This is a genomic window from Stenotrophomonas sp. 63632_Sma (genome assembly GCF_056482875.1).
This window is the reverse complement of record NZ_CM151220.1, coordinates 4,023,928-4,039,196: the sequence shown is the minus strand read 5'-3', so window position 1 is coordinate 4,039,196 and position 15,269 is coordinate 4,023,928. Positions and strand designations below refer to the sequence as shown.

At 66.5% G+C, this 15,269-nt stretch carries 14 protein-coding genes; 9 read left to right on the top strand and 5 right to left on the bottom strand.

The genetic code is table 11. From position 1 onward, the window contains the following. Positions 1 to 7 precede the first annotated feature (7 nt). Together smeE and smeF are read left to right on the top strand one after the other, a co-directional pair. A complete protein-coding gene (gene smeE / locus ACZK45_RS18705) occupies positions 8 to 3,130 on the top strand; it encodes a multidrug efflux RND transporter permease subunit SmeE (protein WP_049399247.1) in 3,123 nt (1,040 codons plus the stop codon). Positions 3,131 to 3,240: 110 nt separating this feature from the next. After that, a complete protein-coding gene (gene smeF / locus ACZK45_RS18700) occupies positions 3,241 to 4,641 on the top strand; it encodes a multidrug efflux RND transporter outer membrane subunit SmeF (protein WP_125893439.1) in 1,401 nt (466 codons plus the stop codon). Between the two features lie 142 nt (positions 4,642 to 4,783). Here smeF and ACZK45_RS18695 read toward each other — a convergent pair whose 3' ends face one another. The 4 genes from ACZK45_RS18695 to ACZK45_RS18680 all read right to left on the bottom strand — a co-directional run bounded on the left by ACZK45_RS18695 (position 4,784) and on the right by ACZK45_RS18680 (position 6,582). Further along, positions 4,784 to 5,206 carry a low affinity iron permease family protein gene (locus ACZK45_RS18695; protein ID WP_032129005.1) on the bottom strand — a complete coding sequence of 141 codons (423 nt, stop codon included), beginning with the start codon at positions 5,204 to 5,206 and terminating at the stop codon, positions 4,784 to 4,786. 62 nt (positions 5,207 to 5,268) lie between these two features. Further along, positions 5,269 to 5,595, bottom strand: a complete 327-nt coding sequence (locus ACZK45_RS18690; RefSeq protein ID WP_014038526.1) for a hypothetical protein — start codon at positions 5,593 to 5,595, stop codon at positions 5,269 to 5,271. A 75-nt stretch (positions 5,596 to 5,670) separates the two neighbouring features. Further along, complete coding sequence (locus ACZK45_RS18685; protein WP_125893441.1) at positions 5,671 to 5,931, bottom strand: hypothetical protein; 261 nt, start codon at positions 5,929 to 5,931, stop codon at positions 5,671 to 5,673. 198 nt (positions 5,932 to 6,129) lie between these two features. Then, positions 6,130 to 6,582 (bottom strand): nucleoside deaminase, encoded by a 453-nt coding sequence (locus ACZK45_RS18680; protein WP_005411083.1) that lies wholly within the window; start codon positions 6,580 to 6,582, stop codon positions 6,130 to 6,132. 80 nt (positions 6,583 to 6,662) lie between these two features. On the opposite strand from ACZK45_RS18680, the gene ubiE reads away from it, so the two are divergent. The 4 genes from ubiE (at position 6,663) to ACZK45_RS18660 (ending at position 11,054) form a co-directional block, all read left to right on the top strand. Then, positions 6,663 to 7,424 (top strand): bifunctional demethylmenaquinone methyltransferase/2-methoxy-6-polyprenyl-1,4-benzoquinol methylase UbiE, encoded by a 762-nt coding sequence (ubiE, locus tag ACZK45_RS18675; protein ID WP_005411082.1) that lies wholly within the window; start codon positions 6,663 to 6,665, stop codon positions 7,422 to 7,424. Between the two features lie 223 nt (positions 7,425 to 7,647). Then, the gene (locus tag ACZK45_RS18670) at positions 7,648 to 9,576 is read left to right on the top strand and encodes a M1 family metallopeptidase (RefSeq protein WP_125893445.1); all 1,929 of its coding nucleotides are present in this window, start codon (positions 7,648 to 7,650) and stop codon (positions 9,574 to 9,576) included. Positions 9,577 to 9,699: 123 nt separating this feature from the next. Next, the gene (locus ACZK45_RS18665; protein ID WP_019337678.1) at positions 9,700 to 10,431 is read left to right on the top strand and encodes a hypothetical protein; all 732 of its coding nucleotides are present in this window, start codon (positions 9,700 to 9,702) and stop codon (positions 10,429 to 10,431) included. Further along, positions 10,431 to 11,054 carry an HAD family hydrolase gene (locus tag ACZK45_RS18660; RefSeq protein ID WP_125893461.1) on the top strand — a complete coding sequence of 208 codons (624 nt, stop codon included), beginning with the start codon at positions 10,431 to 10,433 and terminating at the stop codon, positions 11,052 to 11,054. Before ACZK45_RS18665 ends, ACZK45_RS18660 begins: the two co-directional genes overlap by 1 nt. A gap of 102 nt (positions 11,055 to 11,156) precedes the next feature. On the opposite strand, the gene ACZK45_RS18655 is transcribed toward ACZK45_RS18660, so the two are convergent. Beyond that, positions 11,157 to 12,095, bottom strand: a complete 939-nt coding sequence (locus ACZK45_RS18655; RefSeq protein ID WP_049463230.1) for a carbohydrate kinase family protein — start codon at positions 12,093 to 12,095, stop codon at positions 11,157 to 11,159. Between the two features lie 283 nt (positions 12,096 to 12,378). Here ACZK45_RS18655 and ACZK45_RS18650 point away from each other — a divergent pair, with 283 nt between their 5' ends. From ACZK45_RS18650 to mreD, 3 genes are all read left to right on the top strand, one after another. Continuing rightward, a complete protein-coding gene (locus ACZK45_RS18650; protein WP_005419402.1) occupies positions 12,379 to 13,425 on the top strand; it encodes a rod shape-determining protein in 1,047 nt (348 codons plus the stop codon). Between the two features lie 121 nt (positions 13,426 to 13,546). Continuing rightward, positions 13,547 to 14,785 (top strand): rod shape-determining protein MreC, encoded by a 1,239-nt coding sequence (gene mreC, locus ACZK45_RS18645; RefSeq protein WP_478445061.1) that lies wholly within the window; start codon positions 13,547 to 13,549, stop codon positions 14,783 to 14,785. Continuing rightward, positions 14,782 to 15,267 (top strand): rod shape-determining protein MreD, encoded by a 486-nt coding sequence (mreD, locus tag ACZK45_RS18640; RefSeq protein WP_032130319.1) that lies wholly within the window; start codon positions 14,782 to 14,784, stop codon positions 15,265 to 15,267. Before mreC ends, mreD begins: the two co-directional genes overlap by 4 nt. Positions 15,268 to 15,269 lie beyond the last annotated feature (2 nt).

Sequence of the window (15,269 nt, the reverse complement as noted above, 5' to 3'; positions counted from 1 at the left end):
GAACCCCATGGCACGCTTTTTCATCGATCGACCCATCTTTGCATGGGTGATCGCCATCATCATCATGCTCGCCGGCGGCCTGGCCCTGTTCAAGCTGCCGGTCTCGATGTACCCCAACGTCGCACCGCCGGCGGTGGAAATCAGCGCCACCTACCCGGGTGCATCGGCCAAGGTGGTCGAGGACTCGGTGACGCAGATCATCGAGCAGAACATGAAGGGCCTTGATGGCCTGATCTATTTCTCCTCCAACAGCTCGTCCAACGGCCAGGCCACCATCACCCTGACCTTCGAGAGCGGCACCAACCCGGACATCGCCCAGGTGCAGGTGCAGAACAAGCTGCAGCTGGCCATGCCGCTGCTGCCGCAGGAAGTGCAGCGGCAGGGCATCAACGTGGCCAAGTCCAGCTCGGGCTTCCTGAACGTCATCGCGTTCGTGTCCGAGAACGGCAGCATGGACGCCAACGACATCGCCGACTACGTTGGTTCCAATGTCGTCGACCGTCTGAGCCGCGTGCCGGGCGTGGGCAACATCCAGGTGTTCGGTGGCAAGTACGCCATGCGTATCTGGCTGGACCCGAACAAGCTGCACACCTACGGCCTGTCCGTTGCGGAAGTGACCGCAGCAGTCAAGGCACAGAACGCCCAGGTGGCCATCGGCCAGCTCGGCGGCGCGCCGTCGATCAAGGGCCAGCAGCTCAACGCCACCATCAATGCGCAGTCGCGCCTGCAGACCCCGGAACAGTTCCGCAACATCATCGTGCGCGGTGCGCAGGACGGTGCCGAGCTGCGCCTGGGCGATGTCGCCCGTGTCGAACTGGGTGCAGAGTCCTACGACTTCGTCACCCGCTACAACGGCCAGCCGGCCAGCGGCCTGGCGGTCACCCTGGCCACCGGCGCCAACGCGCTGGATACCGCGGCCGGCGTGGATGCCGCGCTGCAGGACATGAAGAGCTTCTTCCCGGCCGGCCTGAAGGCCGAGATCCCGTACGACACCACCCCGTTCGTGCGCGTGTCGATCAAGGGCGTGGTGCAGACCCTGATCGAAGCGATCGTGCTGGTGTTCGTGGTGATGTACCTGTTCCTGCAGAACTTCCGCGCCACCCTGATCCCGACCATCGCCGTGCCGGTGGTGCTGCTGGGTACCTTCGGCGTGCTGGCGATGCTGGGCTTCTCGGTGAACATGCTGACCATGTTCGCGATGGTGCTGGCGATCGGCCTGCTGGTGGACGATGCCATCGTGGTGGTGGAGAACGTCGAGCGCATCATGTCCGAGGAAGGACTGTCGCCGCTTGAGGCCACCCGCAAGTCGATGGGCCAGATCACCGGCGCGCTGGTGGGTATCGGCCTGGTGCTGTCGGCGGTGTTCGTGCCGATGGCCTTCATGAGCGGCTCCACCGGCGTGATCTATCGCCAGTTCTCGGCCACGATCGTTTCGGCGATGGCGCTGTCGGTGCTGGTCGCGATCGTGCTGACCCCGGCGCTGTGCGCGACCATGCTCAAGCCGCTGAAGAAGGGTGAGCACCACGTCGCACACAAGGGCTGGTCCGGTCGCTTCTTCAACGGTTTCAACCGCGGCTTCGACCGCACCAGCGAAAGCTACCAGCGCGGCGTGCGCGGCATCATCCACCGTCCGTGGCGCTTCATGGGCATCGTGGCGGCACTGTTCGTGCTGATGGGCGTGCTGTTCGTGCGCCTGCCCAGCTCGTTCCTGCCCAACGAAGACCAGGGCGTGCTGATGGCGCTGGTGCAGGCGCCGGTCGGTGCCACCCAGGAACGTACGCTGGAATCGATCGCGGCACTGGAAAACCACTTCCTGCAGAACGAGAAGGATGCGGTGGACTCGGTGTTCTCGGTGCAGGGCTTCAGCTTCGCCGGCATGGGCCAGAACGCGGGCATGGCATTCGTCAAGCTGAAGGACTGGAGCGAGCGTGACGCCGACAATGGCGTGATGCCGATCACCGGTCGCGCGATGGCGGCACTGGGCCAGATCAAGGATGCCTTCATCTTCGCCTTCCCGCCGCCGGCCATTCCGGAACTGGGTACCGCGTCGGGCTACACCTTCTTCCTGAAGGACAACAGCGGCCAGGGGCACGAGGCACTGGTGGCCGCGCGCAACCAGCTGCTGGGCCTCGCCGCCGGCAGCAAGAAGCTGGCCAACGTGCGCCCGAACGGCCAGGAAGACACGCCGCAGTTCCGCATCGACATCGATGCAGCCAAGGCGACCTCGCTGGGGCTGTCGATCGACCAGATCAACGGTACCTTGGCCGCCGCATGGGGCAGCTCGTACATCGACGACTTCGTCGATCGTGGCCGCGTCAAGCGTGTGTTCGTGCAGGCCGACCAGCCGTTCCGCATGGTGCCGGAGGACTTCGATCTGTGGTCCGTGAAGAACGACAAGGGCGAGATGGTGCCGTTCAGCGCGTTCGCCACCAAGCACTGGGACTACGGTTCGCCGCGTCTTGAGCGCTACAACGGTGTGTCGGCGATGGAAATCCAGGGCGAACCGGCCCCGGGTGTCGCGTCCGGTGATGCCATGGCCGAGATCGAACAGCTGGCCAAGCAGCTGCCGGCGGGCTTCGGCATCGAGTGGACGGCGATGTCCTACCAGGAACGCCAGGCCGGCTCGCAGACGCCGCTGTTGTACACGCTGTCGCTGATGATCGTGTTCCTGTGCCTGGCCGCGATGTATGAAAGCTGGAGCGTGCCGACCGCGGTGCTGCTGGCGGCCCCGCTGGGTATCCTCGGCGCGGTGCTGGCCAACACCTTCAAGGGCCTGGAGCGCGACATCTACTTCCAGGTGGCGATGCTGACCACGGTGGGCCTGACCAGCAAGAACGCGATCCTGATCGTCGAGTTCGCCAAGGAAAACCTGGAGAAGGGGGCCAGCCTGATCGAGTCGATCATGCACGCCGTGCGCGACCGCTTGCGCCCGATCGTGATGACCTCGCTGGCCTTCGGCATGGGCGTGGTGCCGCTGGCAATCTCCACCGGTGCCGGCTCCGGTGCCAAGCAGGCGATCGGCACCGGCGTGCTTGGCGGCATGATCGTCGGCACCGTGCTCGGCGTGTTCTTCGTGCCGCTGTTCTTCGTGGTGGTGCAGCGCGTGTTCAAGCGCAAGTCCACGACGTGACCTGAAACGGTAGTGCCGGCCGCTGGCCGGCACCTACTGCCCGCGTGATGTGAATCCAACGAGGTTGCCGGCCAGCGGCCGGCACTACCTCCTGCCATCCGGCAGTACCGATGGAAGTCATTCCCATGAAAAGTGCATCCCTGTTCCTTTCCATTGCCGCCGCGCTCGCGCTGGCCGGCTGTTCCACCCTGGTGCCGAAGAACACCGCCGTTGCTCCGGCCATTCCGGCGCAGTGGCCGGCCGAGGCCGCGCAGGGCGAGGTGGCCGATGTCGCCGCCGTCGGCTGGCGCGACTTCTTCACCGATGCGCGCCTGCAGCAGGTGATCGACCAGTCGCTGCAGAACAACCGCGACCTGCGCGTGGCCGTACTCAACGTTGAACGCGCGCGCGGCCAGTACCGCGTACAGCGCGCCGACCGTGTGCCCGGCGTGGCCGTCACCGGCCAGATGGACCGCCGTGGTACCGACGCCGGTGTCACCGAGCAGTTCACCGCGGGTGTCGGCGTAGCCGAGTTCGAACTGGATCTGTTCGGCCGCGTGCGCAATCTCAGTGAAGCGGCGCTGCAGCAGTACTTCGCCGTGGCCGCCAACCGCCGCAACGCGCAGCTGAGCCTGGTGGCCGAGACCGCCACGGCGTGGCTGACCTACGGGGCTGATGCGCAGCGGCTGAAGATCGCCGATGCCACGCTGAAGACCTACGAGGATTCGCTGCGCCTGGCCGAGGCCCGCCACGAGCGTGGTGGCAGTTCGGCGCTGGAGCTGACCCAGACCCGTACCCTGGTCGAGACCGCGCGCACCGATGCCGCACGCCTGCGTGGGCAGTTGGCCCAGGACCGCAACGCTCTGGCGCTGTTGGCTGGTGGCCAGCTGGATCCGGCACTGCTGCCGGACAGCATCGAACCGCAGCTGCTGGCACTGGCACCGCCGCCGGCCGGCCTGCCCAGCGACGTGCTGCTGCAGCGCCCGGACATCATGGCCGCCGAACACCAGCTGCTGGCGGCCAACGCCAACATCGGTGCGGCACGCGCGGCGTTCTTCCCGAGCATCTCGCTGACCGGCAGCATCGGTAGTGGTTCGAGCGAACTGTCCAACCTGTTCGACAGCGGCACCCGCGTGTGGAGCTTCCTGCCGAAGATCACGCTGCCAATCTTCCAGGGTGGCAAGCTGCGCGCCAACCTGGCCATCGCCAACGCGGACCGTGACATCGCGCTGGCGCAGTACGAGAAGTCGATCCAGGTGGGCTTCCGCGAAACCGCCGATGCGCTGGCGTTGAATGTCAGCCTGGATGAGCAGGTGAGTTCACAGCAGAGGTTGGTGGAAGCGGCCGAACAGGCCAACCGCCTGTCGCAGGCACGCTACGACGCTGGCCTGGACAGCTTCGTGACCCTGCTTGATGCGCGCCGTACCGCCTACAACGCGCAGCAGACCCAGCTGCAGGCGCAGCTGGCCCAGCAGGCCAACCGCATCACCCTGTACAAGGTGCTGGGCGGCGGCTGGCACGAGCGCGGGTAAGCAGTGCTTCTGGTAGGTGCCAACCTTGGTTGGCACGGATGCGTCAGCGCAGGCGGCTGGCCCTGTGCCAACCAAGGTTGGCACCTACCTGGAGATCGAGGGTAATGCCGGCCGCGGGCCGGCATTGTCATTTCAGGGCCTGCTACACCGCTTCATCGTCGCGCCGCGCTGCATGGCAGGCGCGCACACGCGCCAGCGCGTCGCCAGCCTCGCGCGCCATCTGCTCGTACTCGCGCCGGATCTCTTCCAGCCGCTCCTCGTCCAGTTCTTCCAGATCCAACAGTTCGTTGTTGGCTTCGGCCGTCGCGCGGATCAGCTCGTCCAGCTTGATCTGCATCGCGGCGGTATCTGCGTTCTGTGTGTGCTGGATCAGGAACACCATCAGGAAGGTGATGATGGTAGTACCGGTGTTGATCACCAGCTGCCAGGTGTCGTTGAAACCGAATACCGGGCCACTGATGCCCCAGATCACCACGATCGCTACCGCGGCCAGGAAGGTCCACGGCGAGCCGGTGGCGGCCGCGGCCTTCTTGGCGATCGTATTGAACAGGTTGCGTGCTTTCATCGTCGTCGTCCCACTCAGGTGACGAGGATGATCGGCGGTGGCTCGTGCAGGGGCCGTGCAGCTCAGGCGCGCAGGCGCGGGGCGTCCTGCAGGCGCACCGGGCTGGTCTGGTAGACGTGCTGCCAGCAACGGTCGACGAATTCGCGGGCCTGGGCTTCGCTCAGGCGCGGCATGATCTGCAGGGCGTACTGGGTCTGGAACATCTCGTCGCGCTGCGCATTGCTGGCGCGCGGCTGGGTGATCAGCGAATCACAGGCGAACTTGATCCACGGCACGTAGGAGCCGAACGAGTTGTGCGGTAGTGCGCCGTCGGCATGCTGGCGGCGCCAGTGGTCAAGCTCGGCGTCAACGTTGATGACCGGGGGAATGGTGGGGACTTCAGCGTGCATGACAATCCAGTTCGGTTGAGTGGAAAGGGAGTGGGGGTTCATCCGAGTGTGGCCGATGCGGCAGTGGAAGCCGCGTCAGCGCGATGTGCAGCCGGCGTTGCGATTGCCTATCAGTTGCGCATGCTCGACCGCGCCGAGGTCTTCGGCCATGTCGGCCATTGCATTGCACAGGCGCTCATGGTCGAGCGGGTGGCCGCGCACCAGTTCCAGCTGCAGGCCCTGGTAGGCAGTCCAGAACAGTGCTCCACGCTGGTGCAGCGCGTACTGCTGCTGCAGGCGCTTGCGGATGGCGTCGAGGATCGAGTCGGGCGTGGGGCGTACGGCGTGCGCGCACATGGCTGGCTCCGCCGGGGAAGGAAGTCCCGGTAACCCCACCCTAGGCGCGGCAGCGGGGTGGGGTGTTACCGCAGCGTGTGCACGCAGCGCAGCTGACTGTGCACAGGTTCACGGCATTGGCCGCAAACGCTGCCGGCACTAGGGCGTGCCGGCACTGAAGCGTTCATTAAGCGGGTTCAACAGCACACTGCGTGGTGATCATTCACCGATGTCTTCGTTCCAGATCTCCGGGTGTTGCGCAATGAAGCCGCCCAGCAGGTCCACGCATTCCTGGCTGTCCAGGTCGATCACGTTGACGCCGTTCTCGCGCAGCCAGTCGATGCCGCCCTGGAAGGTGCGCGATTCGCCCACCACTACGGTGCCGATGTTGAACTGGCGCACCAGGCCCGAGCAGTACCAGCACGGCGCCAGGGTGGTGACCATGATGGTGTCCTGGTAGCGGCGCTGGCGGCCGGCCTTGCGGAACGCATCGGTCTCGCCGTGTACCGACGGGTCGCCTTCCTGCACCCGGCGGTTGTGGCCGCAGCCGAGCAGGCGGCCGTCGTTGTGGTACAGCGCCGCGCCGATCGGCACGCCGCCCTCGGCCAGGCCCTGGCGGGCTTCGGCGATGGCGGTCTGCAGCAGGGCCTGGTAGTCGGGCGTGGTGATCATGCGGGGCTCCGGTAAGTCGTGGCCCGCCATGATACGGGCAGGGGGTGCCGCTGGCCCCCGGCGGTGCGATAATCGGGGCCATGAGCGAATCCCCCTACAAAGCCGGTACCACCCATTTCGGGTTCCGCGACGTCGCCGCCAAGGACAAGCAGAAGCTGGTCGGCCAGGTGTTCACCTCGGTCGCGCGCAACTACGACCTGATGAACGACCTGATGAGCCTGGGCGTGCACCGGGCGTGGAAGCGCTACTACGTGGCGACCGCGCAGGTGAAGCCGGGCGACCGTGTGCTCGACCTGGCAGGCGGCACCGGCGATATCGCCGCGCTGCTGAAGGAGCGCGTCGGCGCCGAGGGCTCGGTGGTGCTGGGCGACATCAACGCCGGCATGCTGTCGGTCGGCCGCGACCGCCTGACCAACCGCGGCCTCGTGCTCGGCCTGGACTATGTGCAGTGCAACGCCGAAGCCCTGCCGTTCCCGGACAACAGCTTCGACCTGGTGACCATCGCCTTCGGCCTGCGCAACGTGACCGACAAGGACGCTGGCCTGCGCGAGATGTACCGCGTGCTGAAGGTGGGTGGCCAGGCCCGCGTGCTGGAATTCTCCGAAGTCACCGCCGACTGGTTCAAGCCGATCTACGACTTCCACTCGTTCAAGATCCTGCCCAAGCTGGGCAAGCTGTTCGCCAACGATTCGGACAGCTACCAGTACCTGGCCGAGAGCATCCGCAAGCATCCGCCGCAGGATGAGCTGAAGGCGATGATGGGGCAGGCCGGCTTCGAGCGCTGCCACTACAAGAACCTGACCGGCGGCATCGTCTCGATCCACTCCGGCTACAAGCTGTAGTTCCTGCTCTGGTAGGTACCAACCTTGGTTGGCACACGCCGGCCGCGAGCGATGAAAGATCCGTGCCAACCAAGGTTGGCACCTACCTGTAGAAGCCAACCTTGGTTGGCATGCGCCGGAGGCGCAGGATCGGCCCCGCCCGCCATTACCCCGCACCGCGCAACGCCTGCGGGGCCGGAGGGAGTTACCATTGGGGGTCTGATCCCCGTAACGGTCCCGATTCATGCGTAATCCGCTGATGCTCCTTCCGCTGGCCGTGGCCCTGGCCGCCGGCTGCTCCCAGGAGGCGGCTGCACCCGCCGCCGCCCCGACTGCCGCCAAGGCCCCCGCCGCCCCCGTGAACGCCGAGAACCGCAGCCACGACGAAAGCTCGTACGCCGAGCCGGACAAGGTCGTCATCAAGGACATCGCGCTGGATCTGAAGCTGGACTTCGACCAGAAGCAGATCGGCGGCACCGCCACCTACACCCTGGAATGGAAGCAGAAGGATGCCAAGCAGCTGGTGCTCGACACCCGCGAGCTGACCGTGTCCAAGGTCGAGGCCGTCGCTGCCGATGGCGCGCGCAGCCCGTTGAAGTTCGAGCTGGCCGCCGCTGACAAGGTGTTCGGCAGCAAGCTGACCATCGAAGCCCCGGAACAGCCGGCCAAGGTGGAAGTGACCTACCACACCGCGCCGACCGCCTCGGGCCTGCAGTGGCTGGCACCGTCGATGACCGAGGGTAAGAAGCTGCCCTTCATGTTCAGCCAGTCGCAGGCCATCCACGCCCGTTCCTGGGTGCCGCTGCAGGACACCCCGAGCGTGCGCTTCACCTACAGCGCGCACGTGGTCTCGCGCCCGGACGTGATGGTGCTGATGAGCGCCGACAACGATCCGAAGGCCGCGCGTGACGGTGACTACACCTTCAAGATGCCGCAGCCGATTCCGTCGTACCTGCTGGCCATCGCCGCCGGCGACCTGGTGTTCGAGCCGATCTCCGGCCGCTCCGGCGTCTGGGCCGAGCCGACCATGGTCAACAAGGCCGCCAAGGAGTTCGAAGACACCGAGAAGATGATCGGTGCCGCCGAGAAGCTGTACGGCGAATACCGCTGGGGCCGCTACGACATGCTGGTGCTGCCGCCGTCATTCCCGTTCGGCGGCATGGAGAACCCGCGCCTGACCTTCGCCACCCCGACCGTGATCGTCGGTGACAAGTCGCTGGTCTCGCTGGTCGCCCACGAACTGGCGCACAGCTGGTCGGGCAACCTGGTGACCAACGCCAGCTGGAAGGACATCTGGCTCAATGAAGGCTTCACCACCTACGTCCAGGGCCGCATCACCGAAGCTCTGTACGGCAAGGAGATGGCCGAGATGGAGAAGCAGATCGACCAGACCGACCTGCTGGCCGAAGTGAAGGACATGAGCCCGGCCGACCAGGCGCTGGCGCTGCCGCCGCTGAACGAGCGTGACCCCGACGAAGCCCTCAGCCAGGTCGCCTACGTCAAGGGTTCGTGGTTCCTGGAATTCCTGGAGCAGCGCTTCGGCCGCGAAACCTTCGATCCGTTCCTGCGTGGCTGGTTCGATGACCACGCCTTCCAGAGCGCGAACACCGACCAGTTCGTCGAGTACCTGAAGAAGAACCTGCTGCCGAAGAATCCGTCGGCAGTGACCGAGGCCGAACTGAAGGCATGGCTGGACGAGCCGGGCATCCCGGCGTTCGCGGCCAAGGCGCAGTCGCGCAACTTCAGCAGCGTCGATACCGCGCGCATCGCGTTTGCCAGCGCCGGCACCGTGCCGAGCAGCCAGGTCATCGCCGACTGGAGCACGCAGGAATGGGTGCGCTTCATCGACGGCCTGGGCGCGACCCAGCCGCTGGACAAGCTGGCCACGCTGGACAAGGCGTTCCACTTCACCGGCACCCCGAATGGCGAGATCGCCATGCGCTGGTACCCGCTGGCAATCCGCAGCGGTTACGAGCAGGCCAACGAAGGGGCCGCTGCGTTCATCGAGCGCGTCGGCCGTCGCAAGCTGATCATGCCGATCTACGCTGAACTGGTGAAGACGCCGAAGGGGCTGGAGCTGGCCAAGCAGGCCTTCGAAAAGGCCAAGCCGGGATACCACCCGATCACCACCGGCTCGGTGCAGGACATGCTGTCCAAGGCTGAAGCCAAGTAAGAAAAAGCGCCGGGCACCCCCCGGCGCTTTTTTGTAGAGTCGAGCCATGCTCGACTGCTGTTGAAGCGCCAGTCGAGCATGGCTCGACTCTACAGAAATGCGAAAACACGAAGGACCTCCGCCATGAAACGACTGATCCTGCTCACCGCCTGCACCCTGGCCCTGGCTGCCTGCAGCAACCCCGAGGAAGAGCGCAAGGCGCAGGAAGCCGCCGCAGCCGCCGTGCAGGCACAGAAGGAAGCCAAGGCCGAAGACGTGGCCAAGCAGTACGACATGGCCGTGGCAGCACAGGACTGGGAGCGTGCGCGCCTGCATGGCGCCTCGCTGCTGGACCAGTACAAGGACACCGCCGCCGCCGAGCGCATCGCCGCCGGCTTCGACGAGGTCAAGGCCAAGGGCGATGCTGCGCGCGACCTGCGCCGCATGCAGGCGCTGTGGCAGTACAACCAGATCCCGGTGGGCAACAAGGGCAACCAGGTCTCGGCGCAGATCTACAGCAAGGAACGGGTGGACGTGGATGGCAGCGGTGCCAAGCCGGTGCAGCTGGTGTTCCGCGATCATCCGGAGTGGAAGCGGCATGCCTACCTGGTGCTGCAGGCCGGCGATTTCCGTTGCCCGCAGTGCACGGTGAAAGTAACCGTGGACGACGGCAAGCCGATTTCCATGGCGGCCTGGCGCCCGAAGACCGATGAAGCCATCGCGCTGTTCATCACCGACCAGAAGGCACTGTGGAAGCTGGCGCGCAAGGGCAAGTCGATCAGCATCGAGTTCCCGGTCAAGGCCGGCGGCACGCGTACTGCCGTGTTCGAAACCGGTGGTGTCGACGCCAGCCGCATGCCGCAGTGGTGGCAGTGATGGTTGCGGCGGGCAGCGCAGTGCACGCGTTGTCCGCGATCCGGCACTGGGTGTTCGACATGGACGGCACACTGACGGTGGCCGTGCATGACTTCGCCGCGATCCGCCGCGCGCTGCAGATCGCCGCGGAGGAAGATATCCTCGACCATATCGCAGCGCTGCCGGATGCGCCGGCGCAGGCCAAGCGCGAGTGGCTGCTGGATCACGAACGTGCGCTGGCCGAGGAGGCACTGCCGGCGCCGGGTGCGGTGAAGCTGCTGCGCGCGCTGTCGGCGGCGGGCTGCCGGCTGGGCATCCTGACCCGCAACGATCATGCGCTGGCGAAGCTGACCCTGGACGCGATCGGGGTCGGGGCGTTGTTCGACGATGCCGACATCATCGGCCGCGATGAAGCGGTGCCCAAGCCGTCGCCGGATGGCCTGCAGCAGCACCTGCAGCGTTGGGGCATCGCGGCGGCAGAGGCGGTGATGGTGGGAGACCACGCCTACGACCTGGAGTGCGGCCGCGCCGCGGGCACCCATACCGTGCTTGTCAACCTGCCGGAGAACCCGTGGCCGGGCAGTGCCGACTGGCATTTCGCTGATTGCCGTGCACTGTTGGCCGCCTGGCAGCAGAAGGGGTAGTGCCGGCCGCTGGCCGGCAGTGTCGACCAAGGTCGACACCTACCAGGGCACAGGGTGTCGACCAAGGTCGACACCCACCGAGCGGGTGCGCGGGCAGTTCGTTTACGCGCCCAGCGCGTAACCGAACTGCTGCTTGAACTGCTCGTTGAACTCGTCAAAGGTGAAGCGCTGGTTCTGCGTGCCCGGGTGCTCGACCTTCAGCGCGCCCATCAGGTTGCCCATGCGGCCGATGGTCAGCCAGTCGTAGCCCTTCTGGATGCCGTAGATCAGGCCGGCGCGGAATGCGTCGCCACAGCCGGTCGGGTCGACCACGCGGCGCTCGTGCGCCGGGGGGATGTCGTAGCTCTTTTCCGGGGTGTGGATGACCGCGCCCTTCGGGCCACGGGTGGTGATGTAGGCCTTGACCCGGCTGACGATCTCCTTCTCGTCCCAGCCGGTGCGCTCCTGCAGCAGGTTCGACTCGTAGTCGTTGACCACCACGTAGTCGGCCTGGTCGATGAAGGCGCGCAGCTCCGGGCCGTTGAACAGCGGCATGGCCTGGCCCGGGTCGAAGATGAACGGAATACCGTCTTCGTGGAATTCCTGCGCGTTCTGGATCATGCCTTCGCGGCCGTCCGGGCCGACCAGCCCCAGAGTCACGCCCGGTACGCCACGCACGTGGTTCTCGTAGGAGCGCATCATCGCGCCCGGGTGGAAGGCGGTGATCTGGTTGTTGTCGTGGTCGGTGGTGATGAACGCCTGCGGGGTGAACAGCTCATCAATCACGCGCACGCGCGACAGGTCGATGCCCAGGCCGTCGAAGTATTCGCGGTACGGGCCGAAGTCCGAACCCACGGTGCCCATCGGGATCGGCTGGCCGCCCAGCAGGTGCAGGTTGTAGGCGATGTTGCCGGCGCAGCCGCCGAACTCGCGGCGCATGCGCGGGACCAGGAAGGACACGTTCAGGATGTGCACCTTGTCCGGCAGGATGTGATTCTTGAACTGGTCCGGGAACACCATGATGGTGTCGAAGGCAAGAGAACCACAGATCAGAGCGGACATCGATGTAAGCCTATGCGGTGAATTTTGGGGTGGGCCGGCCCGGTTCGGCGGGCAAGCAAACGGCGCCCTTGGGCGCCCGACGGCGCAAAGGTTACCCGCTGGTGTCGCTCAGGGCCAGAACCGGGTGAGACCCGATCAGGCCGAAAGCCTGTGAAGACGCGGGTTCAGCTAGTTTTTTCCTTGCTCGGCGGCAGGCGGGTTGCTAGGCTTGTCGGCCTCGATTTCTGCCCATTTTTTCGCCATCCCGCGGCGGGCACGACACCCCTCAGGACTCCTTCCTCAGATGTTCAAGAAACTCCGTGGCATGTTCTCCAATGACCTGTCCATCGACCTGGGCACGGCCAACACCCTCATCTACGTGCGCGGGCAGGGGATCGTGCTGAACGAGCCATCGGTCGTGGCCGTGCGTCAGGACCGTGCCATTGGTGGCACCCGCTCGGTGGCAGCCGTAGGCGCCGAAGCCAAGCAGATGCTTGGCCGTACCCCGGGCCACATCACCACCATCCGCCCGATGAAGGACGGCGTCATCGCCGACTTCACCTACACCGAGGCGATGCTCAAGCACTTCATCAAGAAGGTGCACAAGTCGCGCGTGCTGCGCCCGAGCCCGCGCGTGCTGGTCTGCGTGCCGGCCGGCTCGACCCAGGTCGAGCGCCGCGCGATCAAGGAATCGGCCGAGGAAGCCGGTGCCCGTGACGTGTTCCTGATCGAAGAACCGATGGCCGCCGCGATCGGCGCCGGCATGCCGGTTACCGAAGCCCGTGGCTCGATGGTCATCGATATCGGCGGCGGCACCACCGAAGTGGCGGTGATCTCGCTCAACGGCATCGTCTATTCGGCCTCGGTCCGCATCGGCGGCGACCGCTTCGACGAGTCGATCACCAACTACGTGCGCCGCAACCACGGCATGCTGATCGGTGAAGCCACCGCCGAGCGCATCAAGGTCGAGCTGGGCTGTGCCTACCCCCAGGCGGAAGTGATCGAAATGGAAATCTCCGGCCGCAACCTCGCCGAGGGCGTGCCGAAGATGATCAAGATCAGCTCCAACGAGGTGCTTGAAGCCCTGCACGAGCCGCTGTCGGGCATCGTCAGCGCGGTCAAGCTGGCGCTGGAACAGACCCCGCCGGAACTGTGCGCCGACGTCGCCGAGCGCGGCATCGTGCTGACCGGTGGTGGCGCCCTGCTGCGTGACCTGGATCGCCTGATTTCCGAGGAAACCGGCCTGCACGTGCAGGTGGCGGACGATCCGCTGACCTGCGTGGCCCGCGGCGGTGGCCGTGCGCTGGAGCTGGTCGACATGCACGGCAACGAGTTCTTTGCGCCGGAATAAGCCGTCCCGGCTGCCTGCGCCCGCAGCGCCCCTCCGGGGTGCGGCCCACCATGAGGGTAGGCCGGCACCGGCGGGGCGTCCGCGTGTTTCCCTTCCGCCTTCTGCCAGTTGAATCGTTGCCGTGCCGCCCTACGCCGGACCTCCCGTTGCTTCCCGATCCGGTGATGCCGCCAGCCCGCTGCGTCTGCTGGCTTATCTCGCACTGGCCATCACCCTGATCGTGCTTGACGACCAGGCCGGCTGGCTTGCGCAGCTGCGCGGGCAGGCCAACAGCCTGGTGCAGCCGGTATGGGCACTGGCGGGACTGCCGGGCAAGCTCGGCAACCAGGTCAAGGACTCGGCGGCCAGCCACGGCCAGCTGGTCAACGAGAACCGTGAACTGCGCAACCAGCTGCTGCTGGCCAACGCCCGCCTGACCCGCCTGCAGACCGCCGCGCTGGACAACGCCCAGCTGCGCGAACTGCTGAACGTGGCCGAGCGCAGTGGCCTGGACGTGCAGCTGGCGCCGATCCTGGACATCGACCTGGATCCGGTGAAGCAGCGTCTGGTGCTCGACGCCGGCAGCCGCGAAGGCGTGCACGTCGGCCAGGCGGTGATCGATGCCGGCGGTCTGATGGGCCAGGTGATCAGCGTCACTGGCGGTACCTCCACCGTGCTGCTGCTGACCGACCCCGACCATGCCGTGCCGGTGACGGTGGCCCGCAACGGCGTTCGCCTGATCGTCTACGGCCGCGGCGACAAGCTGGAACTGCGCGACATCCCGCTCAGCGCCGGCGTGGAAGTGGGGGATGAGATCGTCACCTCCGGCCTCGGTGGCCGCTTCCCGGCCGGCTTCCCGGTCGGCACCATCACCGGCCTGCGTCCGGACGATACCCATGCCTTCCTGGTCGGCGAACTGAAGCCGGCGGCGCAGCTGGATCGCGGCCGCGACGTGCTGCTGCTGCGCCCGGGTGCAGCAATTCGCTTGCCTGCGGTCAGCGAACTGCCGCCGACTGCACCTTCGGTGCAACCGGCCCCCGCATCCTCCCTTACCCCCGCGCCTTCGGCGCGCCCCCCTCAACAAGAGGGGGGCTCTCCACCCGATGCTGGGTCGGCGACGGTAGTGCCGGCCGCTGGCCGGCAACCGACTCCGTCTTCGACGAAGCCGGTTGCCCCCGCATCCTCCCTTGACCCCGCGCCTTCGGCGCGCCCCCTTGAGCCGACTGCACCTTCGGCGCAACCGGCCCGCGCATCCTCCCTTACCCCCGCGCCTTCAGCGCGCCCCCCTCAACAAGAGGGGGGCTCTCCACCCGATGCTGGGTCGGCGACGGTAGTGCCGGCCGCTGGCCGGCAACCGACCACGCCGGAGGCCCAGCGATGAGCCGCCTGCGCGACAACCCGTGGGTGCTGCCGGCCAGCCTGGTGGTGGCGCTGCTGCTGGGCCTGCTGCCGTTGCCGGCGCTGCTGCAGCCGCTGCGCCCGTATTGGCTGGCGCTGGTGCTGGCCTATTGGGTGATTGAAGCGCCTGAGCGTGTCGGCCTGGGCGTCGCTTTCGCCAGTGGCGTGATCGCCGATCTGCTGTACGGCGGTGTACTCGGCGAACAGTCGCTGCGGCTGGTGATGCTGGCCTTCATCCTGCAGCGTTTCCGCGCCCGCATCCGCTTCTTCCCGATGTCCCAGCAGATGCTGGCCATCGGCGGCCTGCTGTTCAACGACCGCATCGTCAGCGCGCTGGTCCACATCGTGGTGGATGAGCCGACCCTGCCGTGGTCGTACTGGTGGGCACCGCTGCTGGGCATGGGCCTGTGGCCGCTGGTATTCGTGCTGCTGGACGCGGTGCGCTTCGGCAAGCGCGGGCGCTGAGC

Bases quoted from the DNA above. Each gene is read 5' to 3' on its own strand.
- ACZK45_RS18650 (WP_005419402.1), top strand. From the start codon at position 12,379: ATGTTCAAGAAACTCCGTGGCATGTTCTCCAATGACCTGTCCATCGAC.
- mreD (WP_032130319.1), top strand. From the start codon at position 14,782: ATGAGCCGCCTGCGCGACAACCCGTGGGTGCTGCCGGCCAGCCTGGTG.
- ACZK45_RS18660 (WP_125893461.1), top strand. From the start codon at position 10,431: ATGGTTGCGGCGGGCAGCGCAGTGCACGCGTTGTCCGCGATCCGGCAC.
- ACZK45_RS18670 (WP_125893445.1), top strand. From the start codon at position 7,648: ATGCGTAATCCGCTGATGCTCCTTCCGCTGGCCGTGGCCCTGGCCGCC.
- ACZK45_RS18690 (WP_014038526.1), bottom strand. From the start codon at position 5,595: ATGCACGCTGAAGTCCCCACCATTCCCCCGGTCATCAACGTTGACGCC.
- smeE (WP_049399247.1), top strand. From the start codon at position 8: ATGGCACGCTTTTTCATCGATCGACCCATCTTTGCATGGGTGATCGCC.
- smeF (WP_125893439.1), top strand. From the start codon at position 3,241: ATGGAAGTCATTCCCATGAAAAGTGCATCCCTGTTCCTTTCCATTGCC.
- ACZK45_RS18685 (WP_125893441.1), bottom strand. From the start codon at position 5,931: ATGTGCGCGCACGCCGTACGCCCCACGCCCGACTCGATCCTCGACGCC.
- ACZK45_RS18665 (WP_019337678.1), top strand. From the start codon at position 9,700: ATGAAACGACTGATCCTGCTCACCGCCTGCACCCTGGCCCTGGCTGCC.
- ACZK45_RS18695 (WP_032129005.1), bottom strand. From the start codon at position 5,206: ATGAAAGCACGCAACCTGTTCAATACGATCGCCAAGAAGGCCGCGGCC.
- ACZK45_RS18680 (WP_005411083.1), bottom strand. From the start codon at position 6,582: ATGATCACCACGCCCGACTACCAGGCCCTGCTGCAGACCGCCATCGCC.
- ubiE (WP_005411082.1), top strand. From the start codon at position 6,663: ATGAGCGAATCCCCCTACAAAGCCGGTACCACCCATTTCGGGTTCCGC.
- ACZK45_RS18655 (WP_049463230.1), bottom strand. From the start codon at position 12,095: ATGTCCGCTCTGATCTGTGGTTCTCTTGCCTTCGACACCATCATGGTG.